Source organism: Acinetobacter sp. BZX-2 (assembly GCF_055179795.1).
The window spans coordinates 2,653,269-2,673,887 of record NZ_CM143686.1; the positions used below are offsets into that span (position 1 = coordinate 2,653,269).

The window sequence follows — 20,619 nt, forward strand, 5'->3', positions numbered from 1 at the left end:
TTCCATCTCCTCATTTAATGCACTGTATCTGTGAACAAAATTTAATATATTGTTCAGGCGTAAGGTTAACACCGGGTTTCGGCACTATCTCAAAATGATTAAGATCATTTCCTACCTGTCTAATTCCTAATTGGCTAGGAAATGTATTAGGATCAACTTTGTAAGGCACATATCCTTTTGACCTTACACTATTAGAATTATTGAACAATGATACACCTCTAGTATCTTTAACATAACCACTTGTTTTATCAACTTTAAAATCAATTGATCTAGGAACAAAGTCGGCTTTAGTTCCATCCCTAGCTCCCCGATAAAAATCAATTGCTTTATCAGCAGCTTTAGCTCCTTTAGCTTGAGGAGGTTCACCGTCTACTAACCCATCTACTGTAAGTACAAATCCTCCAGCAGCTGCTATAAAATAAAATACTGGAGCTACCCCACCAGTTACATTACTCATTTCACTATCTGATAGTCTAGACAATGTTGAAGAGCCGTTATTTAATGAATTATTCAAATACCTAATTTGCTGATTTAAAATTGAATTACTTAATGAATTATTGATACCTGTTATCATTGATAACTGACCATCATTCATCATATCTAACACCAATCCTGTACTATCCGTATTCATGACAGGATTACTACCCGCATAAGCATACGGATTCAAACCACCTTCAAGCCCAATTGGGTCAGGCTCCATATAACGCCCAAGCTCAGGGTTATAATAACGGTTATGGTTATAGAACCGTTTGCTTTCCTTGTCATAATACTGACCAGGGAAACGCAGATTGAATTTTATTGAACCTACTTCTACAGGATCACCTAATCCAAATGCTGTAGAATCCCATGACCACACAACTGTTGATGTACTGCTATCAATCAAACGACGTGGTGTATTCAAATGGTCTGTGACAATATAATATATTTTAGTTGCTGCACCTGAACCGTAAATAGCAGCAACAGGCTTATCCCCCAACCAGACATATTCAACAATCACACCACTAGCGTTGTATTCCCCAATCAAATGACTGCTTTCATCATAAACATACTGTACAGCTGTCGCCTGAACACCATGCGTGGGCGAAGTTCTTAAACTACGCTCATTTTTATGGTTATAATTCATGTAGTAATAATCAACAGTTCCATGCTCAATTTTACGCCTGCCGCCATTGTCATAAGAACCTCCACCATAAGTACCATAGGCTAAATCGCCCATGGGGGTGTAACTCAGATATTGGGCATTACCATCCTTACTGTAGCTGTTTAGCCTGTTATTATTGTAGGTAGAGTCTGCATTTGTGGCTGGTTGCAGATGATTTCCTGTCGCCCTTAAACTGGTCCGATTGCCATTCCTGTCATAGGTATATGTTATGCCATAGACACTGGTTGCACCATTGGTCCGCTTTTCAGTCAACAAACGGTCAACATTATCGTAAGTAAAAGCATCCCTCGTACCATCATGACGGGTCAGACTGGTAATACGGCCTTCACTATCCCGTCCATAAGCTAAAGAATAATTGATATTACCTGCTGTATTGCTGTTGCTTATAGAACTGATATTTCCGATTGAATCATAATTTATTTTCTGACTGGCATTGCCAGATGCACCCCAAGACAGGCCAGCAAGATCACCGCCACCGTTATAGCTGATTAGGCGGCTGATGACTGTACCCGATACACTGATGCTGGTCACCTGTCCCTTGGATAGGTTAAGTCCATAATTAATTACTCGGCCTGACGGTAAAGTTGTTGAAGTCAGTTTTCCTGCTGTACTGTAGCTGTAACCTACGGACAATGCCTGCCCAGTATTATAGAAATAATTGAGTTGTGTCTTTTTGGTAATACGGTCATAGCTGTCATAACTGTAACTGGTATCAATATCATAACCTGTACTGGTTGTTACCTTGTCAAGCCGCCCATAACGACTTTGATCATAGGTGTAGCTGTCATTCACCTGATGCTCAGTATCAGTGGAACCGCTGCTAGCCTTGCAGGCAAAATTAGTATAACGACCAATTTCATCAATGTTGTTATAGTCACATTGACGGGTTCCATGCAGACGCCTGGTCAGTTGATCGGCATTATTATAAGTATAGGTTTTTTGACCAAAGTCAGTATTGTTTTCCTGAACCAGCACATTGCCGTTGCGGTAGGTCAAAGGTGCTGACCCTGCATTGAGTGCATCTTTTGCTGAAATCACATTGTCATTGGTATCGTAATCTTTGGTATCCGTATTACCATTGCCGTCAGTATGCGTTTTTATACGGTTGAGCAGGTCATATGTCCATTTTTCTGTAATCCCAAGTGTATTGGTTGCCTGAATCAGATTTCCATTGTTATCATAGCCATAGGTGCTCATATACTGACCAGCATCTGTACTTTGCCGTATTCTGTAAGTACGACCCTGAAAATTCAGATCCTGATAAATTGCACTGAAGACATTTCCTGCACTGTCAGTCCTTTTATAACTTTCCTGTGTTCCAATTGGATGATAGGTATATTTCTCAATCGTGTCGTCAGGTAAAACTGACTGTATGCGTCTTCCTGCTACATCATACTGATAGGTGACGACTTCACCATCAGGGCTGGTCTGGCTGATCATCTGTTTGAGATCATTATAACCATAAGTGGTTGTTTGCCCGGTGACAGTGCCTGATGCACCACCTGTACCTACAGTTTTGCTTTTTACAGTACCATCAACATTATAGACTAGTTTTTCTACCATCCCGTTTGGCGAGACAATACGTTCGGGCTGACCAAATGAATTGAAGCCCACATACTGCGTTATTCGGCTAATACCACTTACAACCTTAGAGATATTGGCTACATTACCATACGCATCATAGGCATAAGTGATTTTATCACGTGGTCCATCGACATTGACTAACAGCCCCAGCCCAGTAAGGTTTGCTTCATAGTAACTGTAATTAGTCACTTTACTTGTACTGCCGGCTTGTGTTGAACTTTCAGTCTGAGTAATAATTTGCCCACGGTTATTTAAAACATTGGTTATCTTCAGGTTAGATGTTTGTATGGTTTCAGGTGTGGAATAAGGGTTAGGCTGGCCATCAGCCAGTAATCCATAGACGTAGGTTGTCAGGCGGCTCAGTGGCGTATCTGCTGCTTCTGTTGTGGATGTAAGACGGTTGCGACTATCATAAGTGTAGACTGTATTACTAGCATTGACATCCATCACCTGAATAAGACGGCTGCGTGCAGTATCAAAAGTTGCTGAAGTTAATGGCTTTTTATTTGATGTCAGACAAGGATAGCCTGTATTCGTTAACGTAATACTTTTGTCAGAGTTGATAGTAGTCTGTACAGTGGTGGTCGCCCGACTTATCCCATCCAGTGCAAAGTTTAGGTTGATACTTTTAGAAATATCATCATATATCGTAGTATTGTCCGCTACTGTTCCATTATCAGGTGTAAATGACCTTAATGTCGTCTGAGCTGTAGAATAAGTATTTCCACTGCCTAAAACATAATTTTGAGTTACATCCCACTGACGTACAATCTGAGAAAGTGAATTTTTAACCTGTTTTAAAACAGGATAATAATAACTACTGTCAGCTGTTCTACCTTTACTTGCAACATAAGCTTTCATGGCTCCCAGTTCGGTTAATGCGTTCACATAGGTCGTTTGTCCTGCTGCTGTCGAATTGCTTTCAACCAAGGCATAAACTTTCGCTGTTATACCTGTACTGGGAGTTTTTACATCATATGACTCGTATTTAAACTCAGCAACCTGAGTTACTTCCTGTCCTGCATCAGCATAGCTGACCTTAGTCACTAGGCGGGATTCATCAATTGTCTGCCCACTACCAATATTGGGGTCATCAAAGGTATGCTCAATCATTAATTTATTATTAAAATTATCAGTAACCTGTGTCAGATTCATTGAGCCATCATATTGCATATCTAGGCTTCGTCCCTGAGATTCAATACGTGCAACACGATATAAATCTACAGATGTTGTTGTCGTTGTCTCTATATAACGAGCCACGTTGGTTATACTATTAAATCTATTGGCACCCCCATTAGAACCTAACCAAGAACTTGTGGTTGTTTGTAATCTTCCAGTTTTATCTATATATAAATTTAGGATACTAGAAGATGTTGTCGCTGGGGCTGTTCTATAATTATCACTTGAAATGGTATACTTAACTCCATTCTTTGTAATAACCAAATTTCCATTTATACGATTTAATTCATATTCACCTAAATCAGTATTCCAAGAAAGTTGATTTATTGAATAACGATTCATATCACGGATTGCATCTGCGGAGTATAATCTAGAGAACCCTCCTTTTTCTTCTTTAAAAACAGTATCAATCGTTTCACCAGGTAATCTAGCAATAATTAATTTTGCAGACAATTCTGTTGTTATTGGATTTGATGTATATAGCCAATAATATCCTGGATTGAATGAATCTGGTGTCGTGGAATAACTTGTATATTGAGTTGTTTTTGAGTTTATATTTTGAATAATAATTGATGATTGGTAATTATCACTCCAACCGCTTGTTGTGTTTTCGGGTTGAGCAAAGGTTTGAGCTGCTGATAAATTCAAACGTAACGGTGCTTTATAATTCCACGAATAGGGCAATTTACTGGAAATTAACGGTTGTTGATAAGCAACATCTCCACTCATCAGATCATAACCAGCTGTACAGGACTGAATACCCGGTGAGTTGGCTGCCGCATAATTTTGTGCAACCACATCAGGTGCCGCATAGATTAATTGAGACATTGATAAAAAATAAGCAATAAAAAGAATCGCAACACTACGAAAATTGAAATTAATCATTTTATTAGCCTTATTATTTTGATGTATCTGGCATAGTCGAAATGTTATGTGATTTACCATCTGCAACCACAGGCATATTTGAAACAGGGGCTTTTTCTAAGGCAACCTCATTCATCAACCGAGCCTGATTTTTCCCGAAATCTTCGTTATATCCAGCAGCAACATTACTATTCGTTGCCTGTTCTGTCTTACAACCTGTTATAAAAATACAGCAACAAAATACAGCTGTTTTTAAACCTGAGAAATTTTTTATCATCGATATACTTCCTTATTTTTAATAATATTGTTGATTAATTTCAATACTTTATGAGTTTTGAGCGATGTTGTATATTTAATCCAAATTTTATCGATAACTATAATTCATTTTCTAGTTATTAACAATCTACGGGATTTTTTCTCTTCATATACATCTCCGCCTTCAATATCCCAATCTTTGATCGTTTTTATTTTTAAAAGGTTGTATTTTCCATTTGTTGTTTTTGTCCATCCATTCAAAATGTTATTAAGTCTAATTTTTTGAAGCTTATTCAAGTGATGAAGTAATAAAAATATCAGTTATAGAAAAAAGATATTTTTGAGCTACAATAGATAAATTCTTTTAAACTGTTTTTACATGCCAAAAATATATTCAGAAGACTTACGTCAGAAAGTCATGGAGTTCTACACAAAGAGCAACCATAAATCAAATACCTGCACGACTTTCAACATCGCCCGAACAACATTGGATGACTGGATTCTACTTGAACAGCAGACTGGACAACTGGCTCAGCCTAAACTTGTCAATGTTGGTAGACCATCATCCATTAAGGATTGGCAGGCATTCAAAGTATTCGTGGAAAATACAAAGTTTTCACAGGCAAAAGACTTAGTTGCCTTATTTGAAATTCAGTTTGGATATGCGATTACTTATGATGTCGTGCTTGCTGCACTTCATAAATTAGGTTGGACTCATAAAAAAAGAGTTTCCTCTACAGACAAGCCTGCAAAATAAGCAGAACGGTATTTCAATGGATTCTCCCTCAATGGGAAAGTGAATATGGTCAGGAAAATATTCTGTATGTAGATGAATCTGGAATAAACAGTGCTGAGACAGCAGAATATGGCTGGTCATTTAAAGGGAAACGTTGTCAAGATTTAAAATCAGGTGGTCATGGAAAAAGAATAAGTATGCTCAGTGCCGTGAGATCAAATTCCCCATACAGTTTTTTGTCACCAATAGTTTTTCAAGGTTCATGTGACAGAAAGTTATTCACAGGATGGCTTGATTATTTATTTCAAAATTTACCTAGGTCAAAGTATCTTTTGATTCTAGACAATGCTTCTATTCATAAAGGCAAAGAGATAGTACAGCTTGCGGAAGCGTATAATGTACGAATTGCCTATCTTCCTGCATATAGCCCTGATTTAAATCCAATTGAACAAGCATGGTCTGTACTAAAAAGGAAAGTCAGAAATATTGTAAGTCAGCAGAGTATTTCTATCTCTGAGGCTTTAGATATTGGATTTAAAGAAATGTAGCCTTTAATTTACATGTGGCTATATGTAATTTGATTTGTTTTAATCATAAAAATCTCTGATTTTATTAAATGCTCTAATTGCATCATAAGCATTATGCTGAGAGTATTTTATCGGTTTCATCATTGTAATCTTTTTATATATTTCATAATCTTCTTTATGAGTAAAATTAAGTTCATTTTTTTGTTCCAATGATGTAAAAAAATTTAAAATAAATTCAAATACAAGAGTTTGAGTAAATCTTAATTCAGTACTTCGTTGTAATTTTTTTATATATTTTTCAGCAAAATTCAATATCAAATACCTCCTTGAATAGTTTTGGTCAATTGCTTCTGAATAAAGTAAAAAAGTCACCATAAGTACATCAAGTGGATGACCTTCTTCAATTTCATTTAGCAATTTTTGGGTTGTTGGAGCACGTTTAAGAATTGAGCCTCCAATTTCTTCTATATATAAAACTTTACCCATAATACAAGGTGTATGTGTGCTGCATAAAGCGTTGGGTTCAAATCTTTCTTCGTTTTTCCAAGAACCTTTGCAATTTCTGACGCTTTTAAAGGCCCTTTATCCTTTAAAACTGTTAAAATATTTTTTAATAATTCATTCATAATCAAGACTAAACTTAGAGAGTTTTAACAGAGCTATTAGGATAAAGTCACTTTCACTGGTGAGATTTATTCTACATCATGAAGAGATTAACTTTTACAAATGTAATTGGAAATTAGACTCAAAATCTAATTATGCAGCTTACCCCCCACTATCAAAAATATTTTGTTGCTAACTTTTCCAATTCTTTTGCATGTCTGGCCTGCCAACCATTTTTAATTGCCCAAAATTTAACATCTTCAGGTTCTACTTGATGTCCTTCATTTTTCAATTTTAGGAATATACGCTTGGCAAATTCTTTATCAGATGGATGTACTAGCCCTGTAGATAAGTTTATTACTTTGGTTAAACGGCTTAAAGCCTCTTCAACATCTTGCGTAAAAGTCAGAGGTTTAATTATCCAAGAAGAATTCCCCCAGATAACTGGATTCCAACATGCTAACCATTTTTTCCCTTCCTCTTCATGCCAAGGCAAATATACGATTGCTTGAACTGTTCTTAGAGCATCAATAATGGACATATCTTCCTCTGATAAGTAAGTAGCCAGTAAAGTGCCAAAATTTTTATGCGAAGAAAGATTACGAGGAATTTCTAGATTCATTGATATTCCATGCCCTAAATCTACAACTCCTCCTTTACACAATAACTTAGAAATTCGATCGCCAAAGAACTCTCCAATTATAGTGTCAGGAAAACCACCTTTGGCAGGTACAACTAAAGTGATTTGGCCAATACCATTTGAATGTGAAAATTTTATTGCCTCAGCCAATGCCATCTTAAAAGCATCAACATTTGGACCATGATTTTCAATTAAAAACCTTTGAATGTTCACATTATATCTCTTTTATTTCATTAAATATTTTCATCGTACACAACCTGTCCTTGATACTTAAAATTGTTAAAAGTTAGTAGAACATTATTGTATGCACATGAAGCCCATTAGTAGAATATTCAAACTTGACTCAGCTTGTAGTTTATGGCGATTCTTTCATAGCATGAAATAATAGTATAATTAATATGTTATTGGGTCTATGAGTTTAGGGTGATACTTTATTACTAGATCTGCACTGATTGAAGAAAAATGTGAACTGTAAAGGTGAAACTTTATTTTTTTCAAATAGATGAATTAATATAAATCAACGAAATAAGGCTGGAACAAGATGAAACTTTATAAAGTGCTTTCACACAAGAGCTTTTAATTAATGCGCTTCATTATCATCTAAAATGATCCAAATAGAACCATCTTCTGCCAAAAGCTCTTTTAATAATTGTAAACGTAGATACATCATTGACAGCCATTGAGTATATTTAAACTTGTTATCATAGTGTTCGAAAGCAGATTGCGTGTGTATGGTGGGTCAATAAAGATACACTTCACTTGTCCGCTATAAAGGGGCAAAAGTGCTTTGAGAGCCTGTAAATTATCCCCTTGAATAATAAGATTATCTTTGCTTGCTTCTCATCACCATAAGATTTTTCGAATTTTAAAAGATGATATGGAACTTGGGTCGCTGTTTCTTCAGCTTGGTTTCGGTTCACCCAATCAAGTAAAGGCATAACATAACTGAATATAAGATAAAAATTGACTTAATCTTATCAAAAATGCCTCAATCAATGGGCAATTGAGGCAATATTTTTCAAATATTTTCTTCGTCGTTTTGCATCCCAACAGATTCAACCCATAATGCTAAAATTTCATCAGGGGTAAACTTATGCCATTTTTCACAATTTCTAATGATAGTTGAACTAATAAATACCTCAACCTCAGAATATGTCCAATTCTCTAAAAGCGGTTTGGGATACTTAGGTTTCTCATTTCTCATTTGTAAAAAATCAATAGCTAATGAAATTTTCGTCGCAAAAATAGTATCTTTATGAAAAATATTACAATTTTTAGAATGCTCAATTTCATATAAGCGAGATGCCGCCATTTTTGCTTGATAATCTAGTACGCTATATATTTCATTTAAATTATATTTTTTCAACATTCTTATTAAATCAATTTCAAGTGCATTATTTTTTTTAATCGGTATACTTTTCATTTCACAAATATAATCGAGCAAAATATATATTTCTTCTAAGCGCTTACAGGTTATAAATTTTTCAATTTCAATACAATCGTCAATTGAAAGTTTAGCTTTTATTATTTCTAGATAAAGCTCTTCAATCCAACTCTCTAAATCTTCAAATTTTTCAGGAATTACAACTTTTATTTTACTTTTAAAATTCAATCGTAGATAGTTGTTTATTTCCTGTTTCATTACTTCACTAATATATTGTCCATACTTAAGTATCAAATTACGTAATTCAGCTTGGTTTTCTAAAAATTCATCATTTTGACTTGTTTTGAAGAGATAACCTTTTTTTAAAAAACAATCTAATGAATTTCCGCTTCCACATACATCAATATTATTAAAGTGCTCTAATACGTGAGATGAGATCACTCCATTTTTTTCAATTTTTGTTTTAGTAAGGAGGACAAATAAAAATATTTTTTCTAAATATTTAAGCTCTTCAATTGGTGAAATGACTTCTGAAATTGTTTGTGAAGTATTAAACTCTCTAAATGTATTTAGAATTTTTTTTGTACGTCTATCAGCAATTAATGAACGACAGTTATGACAAATTAATTTATCAGAAAAATTATTCCATTTATAATAATTAATATCTTTACGCTTATAGGCTTTAAATTCTTTAAAGCACTTTTTACAACTCATTAATTCACTAAATTTTAAAAATCCACTATTTCTAACAATACGTTCTAATGTCTCTGGCGATTTAATACCGTATTTACGTAATAGGCTAGCAAGACTGTAAGTAAATTTTTGACTTTCGAAATTTTTGAAAGACCAATAATCTTTCAACATTTCAATATTAAAATCTTCATAAGTTACATTCGTCACAAGTTCATAATCTTTATTCACCATTTAACAAAACTCCTTACGTACAATTTTAAAAATACTAACTCAATTAATTTAAAATATTTTAGAAAATAGTATATATACTTATTATGTATACTAGGTATAAGTTAATAATTTATATTGATTAAATACAATATAGTATAAAAAATGAGGTTATTATGTTTCATCAGCATTTTCCGAACGATCGCCTAAACTGGCAGCCCAATTTACCTTTTTAGTAATTTCAGGCCGTTCTACACGCCATAATTGCTGTAACTCTGCGACCAACAGATCATGCCCTTTACGGGTAATTAAATTTGATTTCATTTTTCAAAACCATTCACAATATACATCTACTTATCTTATTTTCACACTGAAGATTATCTATAGTCTGACTCAAATATTCTAGTTGTTTCTTTGATTATGCATCAGTAAAAATCATCATTTAAAACAAGCTTGATTTTAGAATCTACTTCACCATTTTACGCTATATTTTCCTCACTCAGACCCAAATAAAATCATAAAAGAATCTAGGCTCATTAAGTTTTTTTGCATTTAAAATGCGGTTTCATTTGCTACATTCGCTTACAATTAAAATTCATATAAATTACTTACCAGTTTCTTTAAAAAATCAAAAAAAATTATTATTTAAAATCAATGAATTGAATATTTATAACCGCTTGTTTTTTGAACAAAATTTGACAAGCTAAAAAAACGCTTATATTATGCGCACATGTTTTATTAGCTGACTTTTATTTTTTTGTAGTTTTTCTGCAAAAGCTTTCAATCCCACATGTCATTTTTTGAATGACGTTCATGACTGCCCACCCTTATTGAATTTACCAACTGTAAAAGGTTTTAGGCTTCTTTTGCTTTAACTTTTTTGGGCAATAAATTACTTGTAGCGGAGACAACATGCACAGTAGTTCAACCTCTGGGTCGAGGCTTAGCCTTAACTCATTTTTTCGTGCTCTTCCAATCAAAACTTTAGTTTTATCCACCGCATTAATTCCTTTCAGTATTAATGCCAGTAAGACCAATCAATACAATGCTGTAGTTAATTCGAGTAAATTGACTGTAGTCGCGGTTTCCAATCCTAGCATCGTGTTTAAGGATGGAAAATTTAAACATGGCTTCGGCTATGATTTAGCGCATAACTATGCACAAAGCTTAAATGTTAAATTAGATTTTCAAACGGTTTCAGATAATGCAACTGCTTTGAAAATGGTTGCGCAAGGCAAGGCCAATTTCGCAATCACCACGGCAAGTATGCAAAGCATTGAAGCAAAACAGTTAACTTCATTTTCAGCAAGCTGTGGTGATTTTAATAGTTTGCAAAAGAATGGTTTGAATACCGAACTGAATTGGGTCTTTAAACAAGCAGAAGATCCGTTAACAGCGACAGCAAGTGGTTTCGTCTGCCAAAGCAAACAAAATGGTGCTACTCAGCAACTTGCGGCATTTTATAACCGAAATGTTGTTAAAAAAGACGATTGGAATGTGATCCAACGTGATCTAAGTAATCGCTTACCTATTTACAAAGCCAGTTTCCAACGTTCAGCTGAACAGTATGATATAGATTGGCACTTGCTTGCTGCAATTGCATATCAAGAATCATATCTTAAACCTGACTCTGTTTCTCCCACAGGTGTTCGTGGTTTGATGATGTTGACCAATGGTACAGCGAAGGAAATGGGCGTACGTAATCGTAACGATCCTGCACAGAGTATTCAGGGTGGCGCAAAATATTTCGATATGATGCTCAACCGTTATTCTTATATTTCTAATCCTGACCGTCGTTGGTATGCACTTGTGGCTTACAACATGGGACCAGGTGCTGTAGAAAGTATTCAAAAGCGTATCAAAGCTCAAGGTAAAGATCCCAATGATTGGATGAATCTTTATAATTATTTGACACGTAATCAAGCAAAAAATGGTCGCTATAAGCAAGCGGTTCAATATGTGACACGTATTCGTGCGTACTTAGAACATATTAAAACCACCCCTCGTCTTTTAGAGATTTAATCCAAACGCTAACAACGAGAATGTTTAGACGACTGCATAAAAAAAGCTTACCCACATGGGTAAGCTTTTTTAGTTTCAATCGTGATTAAGCAGTTTGCTCAAGTACACGTTTGAAAAGATCTTTTTGCTCTTGGCTTGGTTTAGCTGTTTGTAAAGCCATCAATTGTGACATATCACCTTGAACTTTGATTTTACCTGTCATGAATGCTTGCATAGCAGCAGCCATATCAAACTCAAGGAATACTTTACGAAGTGTCTCAGCATCCATATTTAGTGTCGTTTTAGCATTTGCAGAAGCGCCTTTAAGGATTTTTCCGCCATCTAAAGCAAGTTCAGTATTGCCATCAGCATCAGCAACAACAAGGTTGATTGCTAAATTTGAAAGTGCAGGTGGTAAATTTAAATCACCAGCTTCAGCAGTCAATTTTTCTACATTTGCAAACCAATCATCAGTTAAGAAAGCAGGCATGTTCATTCCTCAAATTATTTATTCATTTATAGTGTTGTCTATCCCAACAACATCATAGTGAAGCAGTTTTGCTCGCCCATTGTTATAGCATGATAATTTCCATTTGGGCTAAAGTTTTTTGTACGGGCTGTTCAACTTTTGTCGGATTTTTGACTTTACATAAAAAAAAGGCACTCAAATCAAGATGAATGCCTTTGTTTATTGTATTGTGACTAGAAATTAATCTGCTGAAAAACTCAAGTTAACAACGTCAAGTCGCTTTTTCATGTCTTCAGTATCACACTTCATATCGAACTCACGCTCCTCATCCAATTTTTCAAAATCAAATAAGTCACGGTCTGCCAACTGAGATGGTGAGACATTCTGTAATGCACCGAAAATGCTGTGTAAGCGTTTAGGATATTGTTTATCCCAATCACGTAACATGTCATTCAAAATTGCACGTTGTAGATTTTCCTGAGAACCACACAAATTACATGGAATAATTGGAAATTGTCTAATTTCCGCATATTTAATGATGTCTTTCTCTTCTACATAGGCAAGCGGACGAATCAGAATATTCTTTTTGTCCGATGACAATAGCTTTGGTGGCATGGCCTTCAAGCTACCGCCATGGAACAGATTCAAGAAGAACGTTGCCAGAATATCATCACGATGATGTCCCAAAGCAACTTTCGTTGCACCAATCTCTTGTGCAAAACCATATAAAGAACCACGGCGTAAGCGCGAACATACGGCACAGTATGTTTTACCTTCAGGCGTTAAACGCTTGGTGATGCTGTAAGTGTCTTTTTCCAAAATATAATAAGGAATGTTATTTTCCTCTAAATATTTCGGTAAAACATCTTCAGGAAAACCGGGTTGCTTCTGATCAAGGTTGACTGCAACCACATCAAAATTAATCGGTGCAATGCGTTTAAATTGCAACAAAATATCTAACAAGGTATAGCTATCTTTCCCACCAGAAACACAGACCATGACCTTGTCGCCTTCTTCGATCATTTTAAAGTCACGAATAGCATGACCGACCTGACGACGAAGTTTTTTCAATAGACGATAGTAAGCCGAACTTGTAGGAAGTTCTGGTTTGAAATTAAATCCTTGTTCGGACTCAACTGGCGAGTACATAGACGCGATTTACCAAATAAAAATTCTGCGCAATTTTAGCTGATTTGTTGCTTAATCGCATCTAAAGAATTTTTATTTTTACATTAATCTTTTTCTTCGTCATATTCCTGTCTTATTCACATATCTAAAATAGACGGCTCAGTTCATTTTTTGACCTAGGTGCTTATGATTTGGACTTTTCCACAGTTTTCCACAAATCCTGTGGATAAAAGTGTGGATTGTTTGGGGCTTGACAAAGCATTCATACGGGAGAATGGGCGTTTTCTTTAAATTGATCACTTTTTAACCACATTATTTAAATGATATTTAACAATGACTTATCATAGTCAATAGGTATGTTTTAAAAAAAATATAAAATAATTTTTGATTAATATGCCAACAAATAAGACTTGATTTTTTTTATTTGTATTGTTAAAAAACAAATCGTAGTTTTTCTTATCGAATAACTTTGCTAAACTCCAAAAGGGAATTGGGGAAAATTTTAATTACTAAAAATGAAAAAATTAATTACGGGTTCATTGGTATCAATTTTAGGGTGTATGAGCATGGTCTCATTTACATCGCAAAGTTTTGCTGGGCAAATTTATTTCTATAAAGATAAAAATGGCACAACTTTACTGACCAACCGTAAAAATTCAGACAGTTCACTGCAAAAAGTTAAAGTGACCTATTATAAAGACAGCAATATTCATAGTTATAGCAATTGGGGCAGTTCAGAATCTTCTGTTTTACCAAGCTATAGTAGAAGTAAAAATTCTTTTGACTCGATTATTCGCCAAGCTGCTCAAACACATGGTGTTTCCGAGGGCTTAATCAAAGCTGTTATGCATACTGAATCTGGCTTTAATTCAAATGCACGCTCCCCTGTCGGTGCTCAAGGTTTAATGCAACTCATGCCAGCGACTGCACGTCGTTTTAATGTTTCCAACTCCTTTGACCCGCAGCAAAATATTTTTGGCGGTGCAAAGTATCTCAGTTGGTTAATGAAGCGGTTTAATGGCAATACCAATTTAGCTTTAGCAGCATACAATGCAGGCGAAGGCAATGTCGATAAGTATGGTGGTATTCCGCCTTTCCGTGAGACACAAGATTATGTTAGACGCGTCACCAGTCGCTATAACAATCTGTATTCTACGGGTTTAAGTATTGCCAACAGCAGTTCAAGCAATAATTCAAATTCTGGGCAAGTCATCGCCCAATCAAATAACTATACAAACAATAATTCGAATAGCAGCACATCTAACACTTTATCGAATAACACACCTACAGTGACTCCTGTAAAATATAGTTCTAGACAAATTATTGTCGCTTCTGATGGCACTTATACAGATGCACCTTCTGGATCTTCTTATTCCACAGCCAATGCCAGTGCAACCGCACATATTAGTTTTGGTAACTAAGGCATGATGTAAATTTTCTCAGTGAATAGATTCAAAGTTTGCTTATTTCTCCTGTTGAGATAATTCCTGTTATTTTTAAAAATAATTTTTAGTTTTTATAAAGATAGGACTCATATTTTAAAATTATTTTGATTTTATATTGTATAGATTTTTCCAATCATTCTTGAATTTTGATTATTGAAACCTCATATTCGATACATGATTTATAGGATCTATGAACATTTTATCAATGGCTTACATTGTAGGCTAAGATTGCGCAAACACGAACAACATGTGTTGCAAAGAAATGAACGCTGTAGCAAAACTATTTGCTTTCAAGACGGATTGTTCATTGCTCCTAAGTAATAAATCAAATTATTTTATATTTTGAAGAGGATTTTCTCGATGATGCGGATTGGTTTGTTTTTGCTAACCAACCTCGCGGTACTGGTTGTAGCTGGCATTATCCTATCTTTATTGGGTGTTGGTAGTTATCACGGCGCTGGCGGTCTTAACTTAGGCAACCTGATGGTGTTCTGTTTAGTCTTTGGTATGGCAGGCTCTTTAGTCTCGCTTTTCCTTTCTAAATGGATGGCTTTAAAAACCACGGGGACTGAATTAATTGATCCTAACGCACCTCGTAACCAAGCTGAAGCTTGGTTATTGCAAGAGGTTGCACAACTTTCACAACGTGCTGGTATTAAAATGCCAGATGTGGGTATCTTCCCATCTTATCAATCAAACGCCTTTGCAACAGGTTGGAACAAAAATGATGCGCTTGTATCCGTTTCAACAGGTTTGTTAGAGCGTATGAATCAAGATGAGTTACGTGCTGTATTGGCCCATGAAATTGGTCACGTTGCCAACGGTGATATGGTGACCTTATCGTTGATTCAAGGTGTTGTGAACGCCTTTGTGATGTTCTTTGCGCGTGTTGTTGGTGACTTTATTGACCGCAGTATTTTTGGTCGCCAAGATGGAGAAGCACCGGGTATCGCTTATTTTGCAATTACCATGGTATTGGATATCGTCTTTGGTATTTTGGCATCAGCGATTGTGTTGTGGTTCTCTCGCCACCGTGAATACCGTGCAGATGAAGCAGGCGCACAATTGGCAGGTAAAGAAGCCATGATCTCTGCGTTATTACGTTTACAAGCAGAATCTGAAATGCCAGATCAAATGCCAAAAGAGATGAAGGCTTTTGCGATTGCAGAAGGTAAAGAACAAGGTTTTAGCTTGGCGGCATTGTTCCATACCCATCCAAGCATTGAGCAACGTGTTGCGGCTCTACGTCAGCTTAATTTACCGTAATTGATCTAAAAATTTCACATCGATACAGAAATAGATCAAGCAGAAATAGTCAAAACAAAGCCTCCAATTGGAGGCTTTGTTTTTTAAGTATTTTACTTATCTGAGATTTTTAATCGTAAACAATACATTCTCAAACATTCTTATAGCAGCGTTCGTAATCAACGCAGTGCTTAAACACATTTACATCTAAGATTTCAGCACACAACCTGCTTTCGTCACGAAGCAGAATGCTATTTAAACCGTTAAACTTTGATACCAATCCCACAGCATATTCACCCCAAACCAAAGCGCAAAACCGATCAATACCAATACAATAGCGCCTAAAATATCGGGTATATGAATCCAAAGCCAAGCAACAACAGGGTTACGCCAAAATGCAGATTGTTGTTGCTTCTGCTCTAATTTTTCATGCAGGAATGGATGAACCACATGATCATCGCTATGAATTTGATATTCTTCTCGAATATGATCATGCACAACGTCTAAAGCCCGTCGGCTTGGGCGAATAAAAATATCGAAAACAGTGCCAACCACAGGAATAAAACCGACCACAGCATCAACAGCTGCGAGCTTGATGACCCCATTGAGTTTAGTTTGTGGCACACCAATTTGTTTGGCTTTATAGACTGCATAACATGTCAGCACAAAACCAGCAGCATCACCTGCAACTGGAATAGTACTCAATGCAGCATCTGCACCAACGCCTTGCTTAGTAAATGGAATGCGAACTACGGAATCCATCATATTGGCAAATTTTGCCAAATCACGTTCCAATTTAATGACTTCTTGAGTCGATAATTTTTTTTCTGAACTCATCGATGTGTCTATCTTCTAACATCACACTATATTCAAAGCATCATAGCCAATAAATTCAGCGTGTTGTGTATACTTTTAATATTTTGTGATCAAAATAAAGCGTTTAAATCTCATATTGTGCCCTGTCCTAATATCAGTAAAGCAATAAAAAGATATACAACCACACCTGTTGCATCACAAATTGATGTGACCAATGGTGCCGATGCGCTCGCAGGATCTAGTTTTAATCGATTTATCATCCTCTCAACATAGACATCATTAATCTATAAAAAGGCCATTATAAAAATAACAGCCTATTTAAATCACTTTAAGGTTTTGTCTAAATGCTCAAACTAAACGGTCTAAATTGTCTATATTTCAATAATACAGATTTTAAACTGCAGTTAATTTCTACTTAAAGTTGCATAAATGGCTGTTGCTTTAACTGGTTTTAGGTTTAGAGAATGATCGAATCAGAACGTACATAAATGGAATAAAAATCAGCACTAAAACCGTCCCAAAAACCACGCCACCCAGTACACTCACACCAATTTCCTGACGGCTGGCTGCCCCTGCACCAAAAGCAAAAACCAAAGGAATCACACCTGCACCAAAAGCCAATGAGGTCATTAAAATAGGACGTAGACGTAGCCCTGCCCCTTCTAATGCAGCAGCAACTGCGGTTTGACCTTTCTCTTGTGCAATTGCAGCAAATTCTACAATTAAGATTGCATTCTTACATGACAAACCAATTGTCGTGAGTAATGCAATTTGGAAGTAAATATCATTTGGAAATCCCATCAGTTTACTGAAAATAATATTACCACCGACACCAAGCGGAATGGCCGCAATCACGGCTGTCGGAATCGACCAACTTTCATATAACGCAGCAAGACATAAGAAAATAAATCCAATCGAAATTAAATAGAGCCATAAAGCCTGACTGCTCGATTTCTGTTCTTCAAAAGACAAACCACTCCACGCTACATCTATGCCATCATGTTGAGCAATCAGCTTTTGAATATCACGCATTGCCACACCAGAACTGGTATTTTTTGCTGCATCTGCTTCCATTTCCAGTGCTGTATAGCCTTGGAAACGATTTACAACATCAGGCCCACCATCCCAATTGATTGTTGCAAAATTGCTAAACGGGATCATTTGATTTTGTGCATTGCGTACCGTCCAATATTGCAAATCTTCGGGTTTGGAACGGAATGCCGCATCCGCTTGCATCATGACTCTTTTAATTCGACCACGGTCAATAAAATCATTGATATATGAACCACCCCAAGCAGCGGAGAGTGTGCTGTTTATTTCAGACTGAGATAAACCATTTGCCAAAGCTAATTTTTGATTGACATCAACTTTAAGCTTAGCTTTATCAGGATTAGATTGTTTGTCTAAGTTTTCAAAAGTACTTACTTTTTCGGCTTCATTTTTGAGTAATTCAAATTGCTGATCTAAATATTTTCGACCTTGGCCGTTAATATCTCGAATCCAAAACTCTATGCTATTGCTATTGCCCAAACCATTCACAGAAGAAGGCATCATTACTGTAATATTGGCATTTTTATTATTTCTAAAATACTTCATTGCACGTTCACGAATGGCTTGGGCCGAATTGGCACTGCCTACACGTTCATCCCAATGTTTTAATGCAATAAAGCCTGTACCTAAGTTTTGCCCAGTTCCAGAGAAGTTACGACCATAACGAATCAATACAATATTGACATTCTGCTGTTCTTTTTCTAGGAAATATTGACGAATTTCTTCACCGACAATTCGGCTCTTAGAAATCGGTGCACCTTCTGCTAGACGGAATTGCACGCTTAACATTCCTTGATCTTCACTGGGTATGAAACTGGTCGGCAATACCCGATAAATCAGTGCAAAAACACTGATTAGCCCAACAAAAATGACCAAAATGACCCACTTAAACTGCAAAGTCTTCGCAACAAGTTTTAAATAAGCTTGTTTTAAATGTTCAAGTTTTTGATTAAACCTATTTGCCCAACGCATGGTTTTTGGATTTGGTTTAAGAATGATCGCGCATAAAGCAGGGGTTAAAATCAATGCAACCAATAGCGACAAAGCCATTGCTGCAACTAAGGTAATGGAGAACTGGCGGTAAATCACGCCAGTTGAACCCGTGAAAAATGCCATGGGAATAAACACAGCGGTAAGCACAACAGTGATTCCGATCAAAGCACCTGTCATTTCTTGCATAGATTCAATAGAAGCTTGTTTCGCACTGAACCCACGTTCATGCATCAATCGTTCGACATTTTCGACAACAACAATTGCATCATCTACCAGTAGACCAATCGCAAGGACCAAAGCAAACAATGTCAGTGTGTTAACACTCATTCCCAAGGCAAATAACACTGCAAATGTTCCCAATATCACAATAGGAACAGTGATGGTTGGGATTAAAGTTGCACGCCAGCTTTGTAAAAAAACAAACATGACGATCACAACCAGAATGATAGCTTCGAATAAGGTTTTGATGACTTCTTTAATCGATTCTTGCACAAAAGGCGTGTTGTCTCGTGGGTAAACAATCTTATAGCCGTGTGGTAATTTTTCTGAAATTTGTGCCAGTTCTGCCTTGATCAAAGCTGAGGTTGCTAAAGCATTTGCACCAGAGGATAAAGAAATTCCGATACCTGATGATGGAAAACCATTAATGGTATTAAAGGATTGATAATTTTCAGCCCCCAATTCTATACGTGCAACATCTTTTAAATAAACGTAGCTGCCGCCCACATTGGATTTGACAATAATATTTCGGAATTCTTCTACTGTTTTTAAACGCGAACCTGCGGTCACTTTGGCATTTAAGTATTGATCTTCAACTGCGGGTAAATCCCCGATTCCACCTGCTGCGACTTGAGTATTTTGAGCCTCAATTGCCGCACGAATATCGCTCGGCATCAGTTGGTATTGACGTAATAAATTGGGGTCTAACCAAATGCGCATTGCATATTGTGAACCAAACACATCAACTTCCCCGACACCATCAATACGGGAAAGTTCTTGCTCAATATGGTCAGAGAGATAATCACCTAATTCAATATTATTGCTTTTCCCCGTTTCATCGTATAAACCCACGACCATAAAAGTATCGCCAAGTGATTTATAGACATTGACCCCTTGACGCTGAACATCTTCAGGTAAACGGCTAATCACACTGTTAATACTATTTTGAACTTGGACTTGCGCTGTATCAGGATCCGTTCCATTCTCAAAACTAATGCTGATTCGTGCACGTCCAGAAGAATCACTACTCGAACTAAAATAAAGTAGATTGTCTATGCCTTTGATCTGTTGTTCTAAAACTTGGGTTACACTTTGTTCAACTGTTTCAGCATCTGCACCTGTATATGTCGCTGACACAGTGATTCTTGGCGGTGCAATATCGGGATAACGCTCTACAGGAAGATGAATAACGGAGAAAATACCCAGTGCCATGACGATAATGGCAAGTACGCAGGCAAAAATAGGACGTTGAATAAAAAATTTTGAAAGCATCAGATTAAATTCTGTAGCAGATGGATATTATAAATCTCGTAAAGACTCAGGGTGCGTAAACAACTCATCAATGGTTTATCTCATCGGCTGAAATTGAAGTCATACACTGCATACTTTGCAAGGAAATGATGAGCCTAGGCTGACTAT

The 20,619-nt window shown here is 36.3% G+C and carries 15 protein-coding genes and 3 pseudogenes; 5 read left to right on the forward strand and 13 right to left on the reverse strand.

The features are described from left to right. Positions 1-10 precede the first annotated feature (10 nt). Together ACY45D_RS12485 and ACY45D_RS12490 are read right to left on the reverse strand one after the other, a co-directional pair. Entirely contained in the window at positions 11-4,810 is a 4,800-nt protein-coding gene (locus ACY45D_RS12485) for an RHS repeat-associated core domain-containing protein (RefSeq protein ID WP_463107035.1), read from the reverse strand. A 13-nt stretch (positions 4,811-4,823) separates the two neighbouring features. Further along, complete coding sequence (locus tag ACY45D_RS12490) at positions 4,824-5,066, reverse strand: hypothetical protein (RefSeq protein ID WP_463107036.1); 243 nt, start codon at positions 5,064-5,066, stop codon at positions 4,824-4,826. A 357-nt stretch (positions 5,067-5,423) separates the two neighbouring features. Here ACY45D_RS12490 and ACY45D_RS12495 point away from each other — a divergent pair, with 357 nt between their 5' ends. Further along, positions 5,424-5,801 carry an IS630 transposase-related protein gene (locus ACY45D_RS12495; protein ID WP_463106851.1) on the forward strand — a complete coding sequence of 126 codons (378 nt, stop codon included), beginning with the start codon at positions 5,424-5,426 and terminating at the stop codon, positions 5,799-5,801. A 20-nt stretch (positions 5,802-5,821) separates the two neighbouring features. Continuing rightward, complete coding sequence (locus tag ACY45D_RS12500; protein ID WP_463109430.1) at positions 5,822-6,328, forward strand: IS630 family transposase; 507 nt, start codon at positions 5,822-5,824, stop codon at positions 6,326-6,328. A 39-nt stretch (positions 6,329-6,367) separates the two neighbouring features. On the opposite strand, the gene ACY45D_RS12505 is transcribed toward ACY45D_RS12500, so the two are convergent. The 6 genes and pseudogenes from ACY45D_RS12505 to ACY45D_RS12530 form a co-directional block, all read right to left on the reverse strand. Next, a complete protein-coding gene (locus tag ACY45D_RS12505; protein WP_089603614.1) occupies positions 6,368-6,793 on the reverse strand; it encodes a hypothetical protein in 426 nt (141 codons plus the stop codon). Then, positions 6,772-6,933, reverse strand: coding sequence for a hypothetical protein (locus tag ACY45D_RS12510; protein ID WP_463107037.1), 162 nt, complete (start codon positions 6,931-6,933; stop codon positions 6,772-6,774). The genes ACY45D_RS12505 and ACY45D_RS12510 overlap by 22 nt, the downstream gene beginning before the upstream one ends. Before the next feature lie 152 nt (positions 6,934-7,085). Then, the gene (locus tag ACY45D_RS12515) at positions 7,086-7,763 is read right to left on the reverse strand and encodes a hypothetical protein (protein ID WP_089603615.1); all 678 of its coding nucleotides are present in this window, start codon (positions 7,761-7,763) and stop codon (positions 7,086-7,088) included. A 370-nt stretch (positions 7,764-8,133) separates the two neighbouring features. Further along, positions 8,134-8,488, reverse strand: a pseudogene (locus ACY45D_RS12520) (DNA methyltransferase); the annotation flags it as partial. An 80-nt stretch (positions 8,489-8,568) separates the two neighbouring features. Next, positions 8,569-9,858: a hypothetical protein gene (locus ACY45D_RS12525; protein WP_463107038.1), complete on the reverse strand. Its 1,290-nt coding sequence runs from the start codon at positions 9,856-9,858 to the stop codon at positions 8,569-8,571. Positions 9,859-10,017: 159 nt separating this feature from the next. Continuing rightward, positions 10,018-10,158, reverse strand: a pseudogene (locus tag ACY45D_RS12530) (transcription elongation factor GreB); the annotation flags it as partial. Positions 10,159-10,746: 588 nt separating this feature from the next. Here ACY45D_RS12530 and ACY45D_RS12535 point away from each other — a divergent pair. Beyond that, positions 10,747-11,856, forward strand: coding sequence for an MltF family protein (locus ACY45D_RS12535; protein ID WP_463107039.1), 1,110 nt, complete (start codon positions 10,747-10,749; stop codon positions 11,854-11,856). Between the two features lie 85 nt (positions 11,857-11,941). On the opposite strand, the gene ACY45D_RS12540 is transcribed toward ACY45D_RS12535, so the two are convergent. After that, positions 11,942-12,325 carry an SCP2 sterol-binding domain-containing protein gene (locus tag ACY45D_RS12540; protein ID WP_010113929.1) on the reverse strand — a complete coding sequence of 128 codons (384 nt, stop codon included), beginning with the start codon at positions 12,323-12,325 and terminating at the stop codon, positions 11,942-11,944. 219 nt (positions 12,326-12,544) lie between these two features. Next, on the reverse strand, positions 12,545-13,453 hold the full coding sequence (gene ttcA / locus ACY45D_RS12545; protein ID WP_463107040.1) for a tRNA 2-thiocytidine(32) synthetase TtcA: 909 nt from the start codon (positions 13,451-13,453) through the stop codon (positions 12,545-12,547). A gap of 494 nt (positions 13,454-13,947) precedes the next feature. Between ttcA and ACY45D_RS12550 the strand changes: the two genes are divergently transcribed. Together ACY45D_RS12550 and htpX are read left to right on the forward strand one after the other, a co-directional pair. Further along, a complete protein-coding gene (locus ACY45D_RS12550; protein ID WP_463107041.1) occupies positions 13,948-14,853 on the forward strand; it encodes a lytic transglycosylase domain-containing protein in 906 nt (301 codons plus the stop codon). Positions 14,854-15,237: 384 nt separating this feature from the next. Continuing rightward, a complete protein-coding gene (htpX, locus tag ACY45D_RS12555; RefSeq protein ID WP_463107042.1) occupies positions 15,238-16,143 on the forward strand; it encodes a protease HtpX in 906 nt (301 codons plus the stop codon). Between the two features lie 234 nt (positions 16,144-16,377). Here htpX and ACY45D_RS12560 read toward each other — a convergent pair whose 3' ends face one another. From ACY45D_RS12560 to ACY45D_RS12570, 3 genes and pseudogenes are all read right to left on the reverse strand, one after another. After that, positions 16,378-16,959: a DUF4112 domain-containing protein gene (locus ACY45D_RS12560; RefSeq protein ID WP_463107043.1), complete on the reverse strand. Its 582-nt coding sequence runs from the start codon at positions 16,957-16,959 to the stop codon at positions 16,378-16,380. Positions 16,960-17,069: 110 nt separating this feature from the next. Further along, positions 17,070-17,198, reverse strand: a pseudogene (locus ACY45D_RS12565) (magnesium transporter); the annotation flags it as partial. Positions 17,199-17,379: 181 nt separating this feature from the next. After that, positions 17,380-20,472, reverse strand: a complete 3,093-nt coding sequence (locus ACY45D_RS12570) for a multidrug efflux RND transporter permease subunit (RefSeq protein ID WP_463107044.1) — start codon at positions 20,470-20,472, stop codon at positions 17,380-17,382. Positions 20,473-20,619 lie beyond the last annotated feature (147 nt).

Coding starts and splice junctions, on each gene's coding strand:
- ACY45D_RS12490 (WP_463107036.1), bottom strand. CDS start 5,066: ATGATAAAAAATTTCTCAGGTTTAAAAACAGCTGTATTTTGTTGCTGT.
- ACY45D_RS12550 (WP_463107041.1), top strand. CDS start 13,948: ATGAAAAAATTAATTACGGGTTCATTGGTATCAATTTTAGGGTGTATG.
- ACY45D_RS12485 (WP_463107035.1), bottom strand. CDS start 4,810: ATGATTAATTTCAATTTTCGTAGTGTTGCGATTCTTTTTATTGCTTAT.
- ACY45D_RS12570 (WP_463107044.1), bottom strand. CDS start 20,472: ATGCTTTCAAAATTTTTTATTCAACGTCCTATTTTTGCCTGCGTACTT.
- ACY45D_RS12495 (WP_463106851.1), top strand. CDS start 5,424: ATGCCAAAAATATATTCAGAAGACTTACGTCAGAAAGTCATGGAGTTC.
- ACY45D_RS12560 (WP_463107043.1), bottom strand. CDS start 16,959: ATGAGTTCAGAAAAAAAATTATCGACTCAAGAAGTCATTAAATTGGAA.
- ACY45D_RS12510 (WP_463107037.1), bottom strand. CDS start 6,933: ATGAATGAATTATTAAAAAATATTTTAACAGTTTTAAAGGATAAAGGG.
- ttcA (WP_463107040.1), bottom strand. CDS start 13,453: ATGTACTCGCCAGTTGAGTCCGAACAAGGATTTAATTTCAAACCAGAA.
- ACY45D_RS12540 (WP_010113929.1), bottom strand. CDS start 12,325: ATGCCTGCTTTCTTAACTGATGATTGGTTTGCAAATGTAGAAAAATTG.
- ACY45D_RS12505 (WP_089603614.1), bottom strand. CDS start 6,793: ATGGGTAAAGTTTTATATATAGAAGAAATTGGAGGCTCAATTCTTAAA.
- ACY45D_RS12525 (WP_463107038.1), bottom strand. CDS start 9,858: ATGGTGAATAAAGATTATGAACTTGTGACGAATGTAACTTATGAAGAT.
- ACY45D_RS12535 (WP_463107039.1), top strand. CDS start 10,747: ATGCACAGTAGTTCAACCTCTGGGTCGAGGCTTAGCCTTAACTCATTT.
- htpX (WP_463107042.1), top strand. CDS start 15,238: ATGATGCGGATTGGTTTGTTTTTGCTAACCAACCTCGCGGTACTGGTT.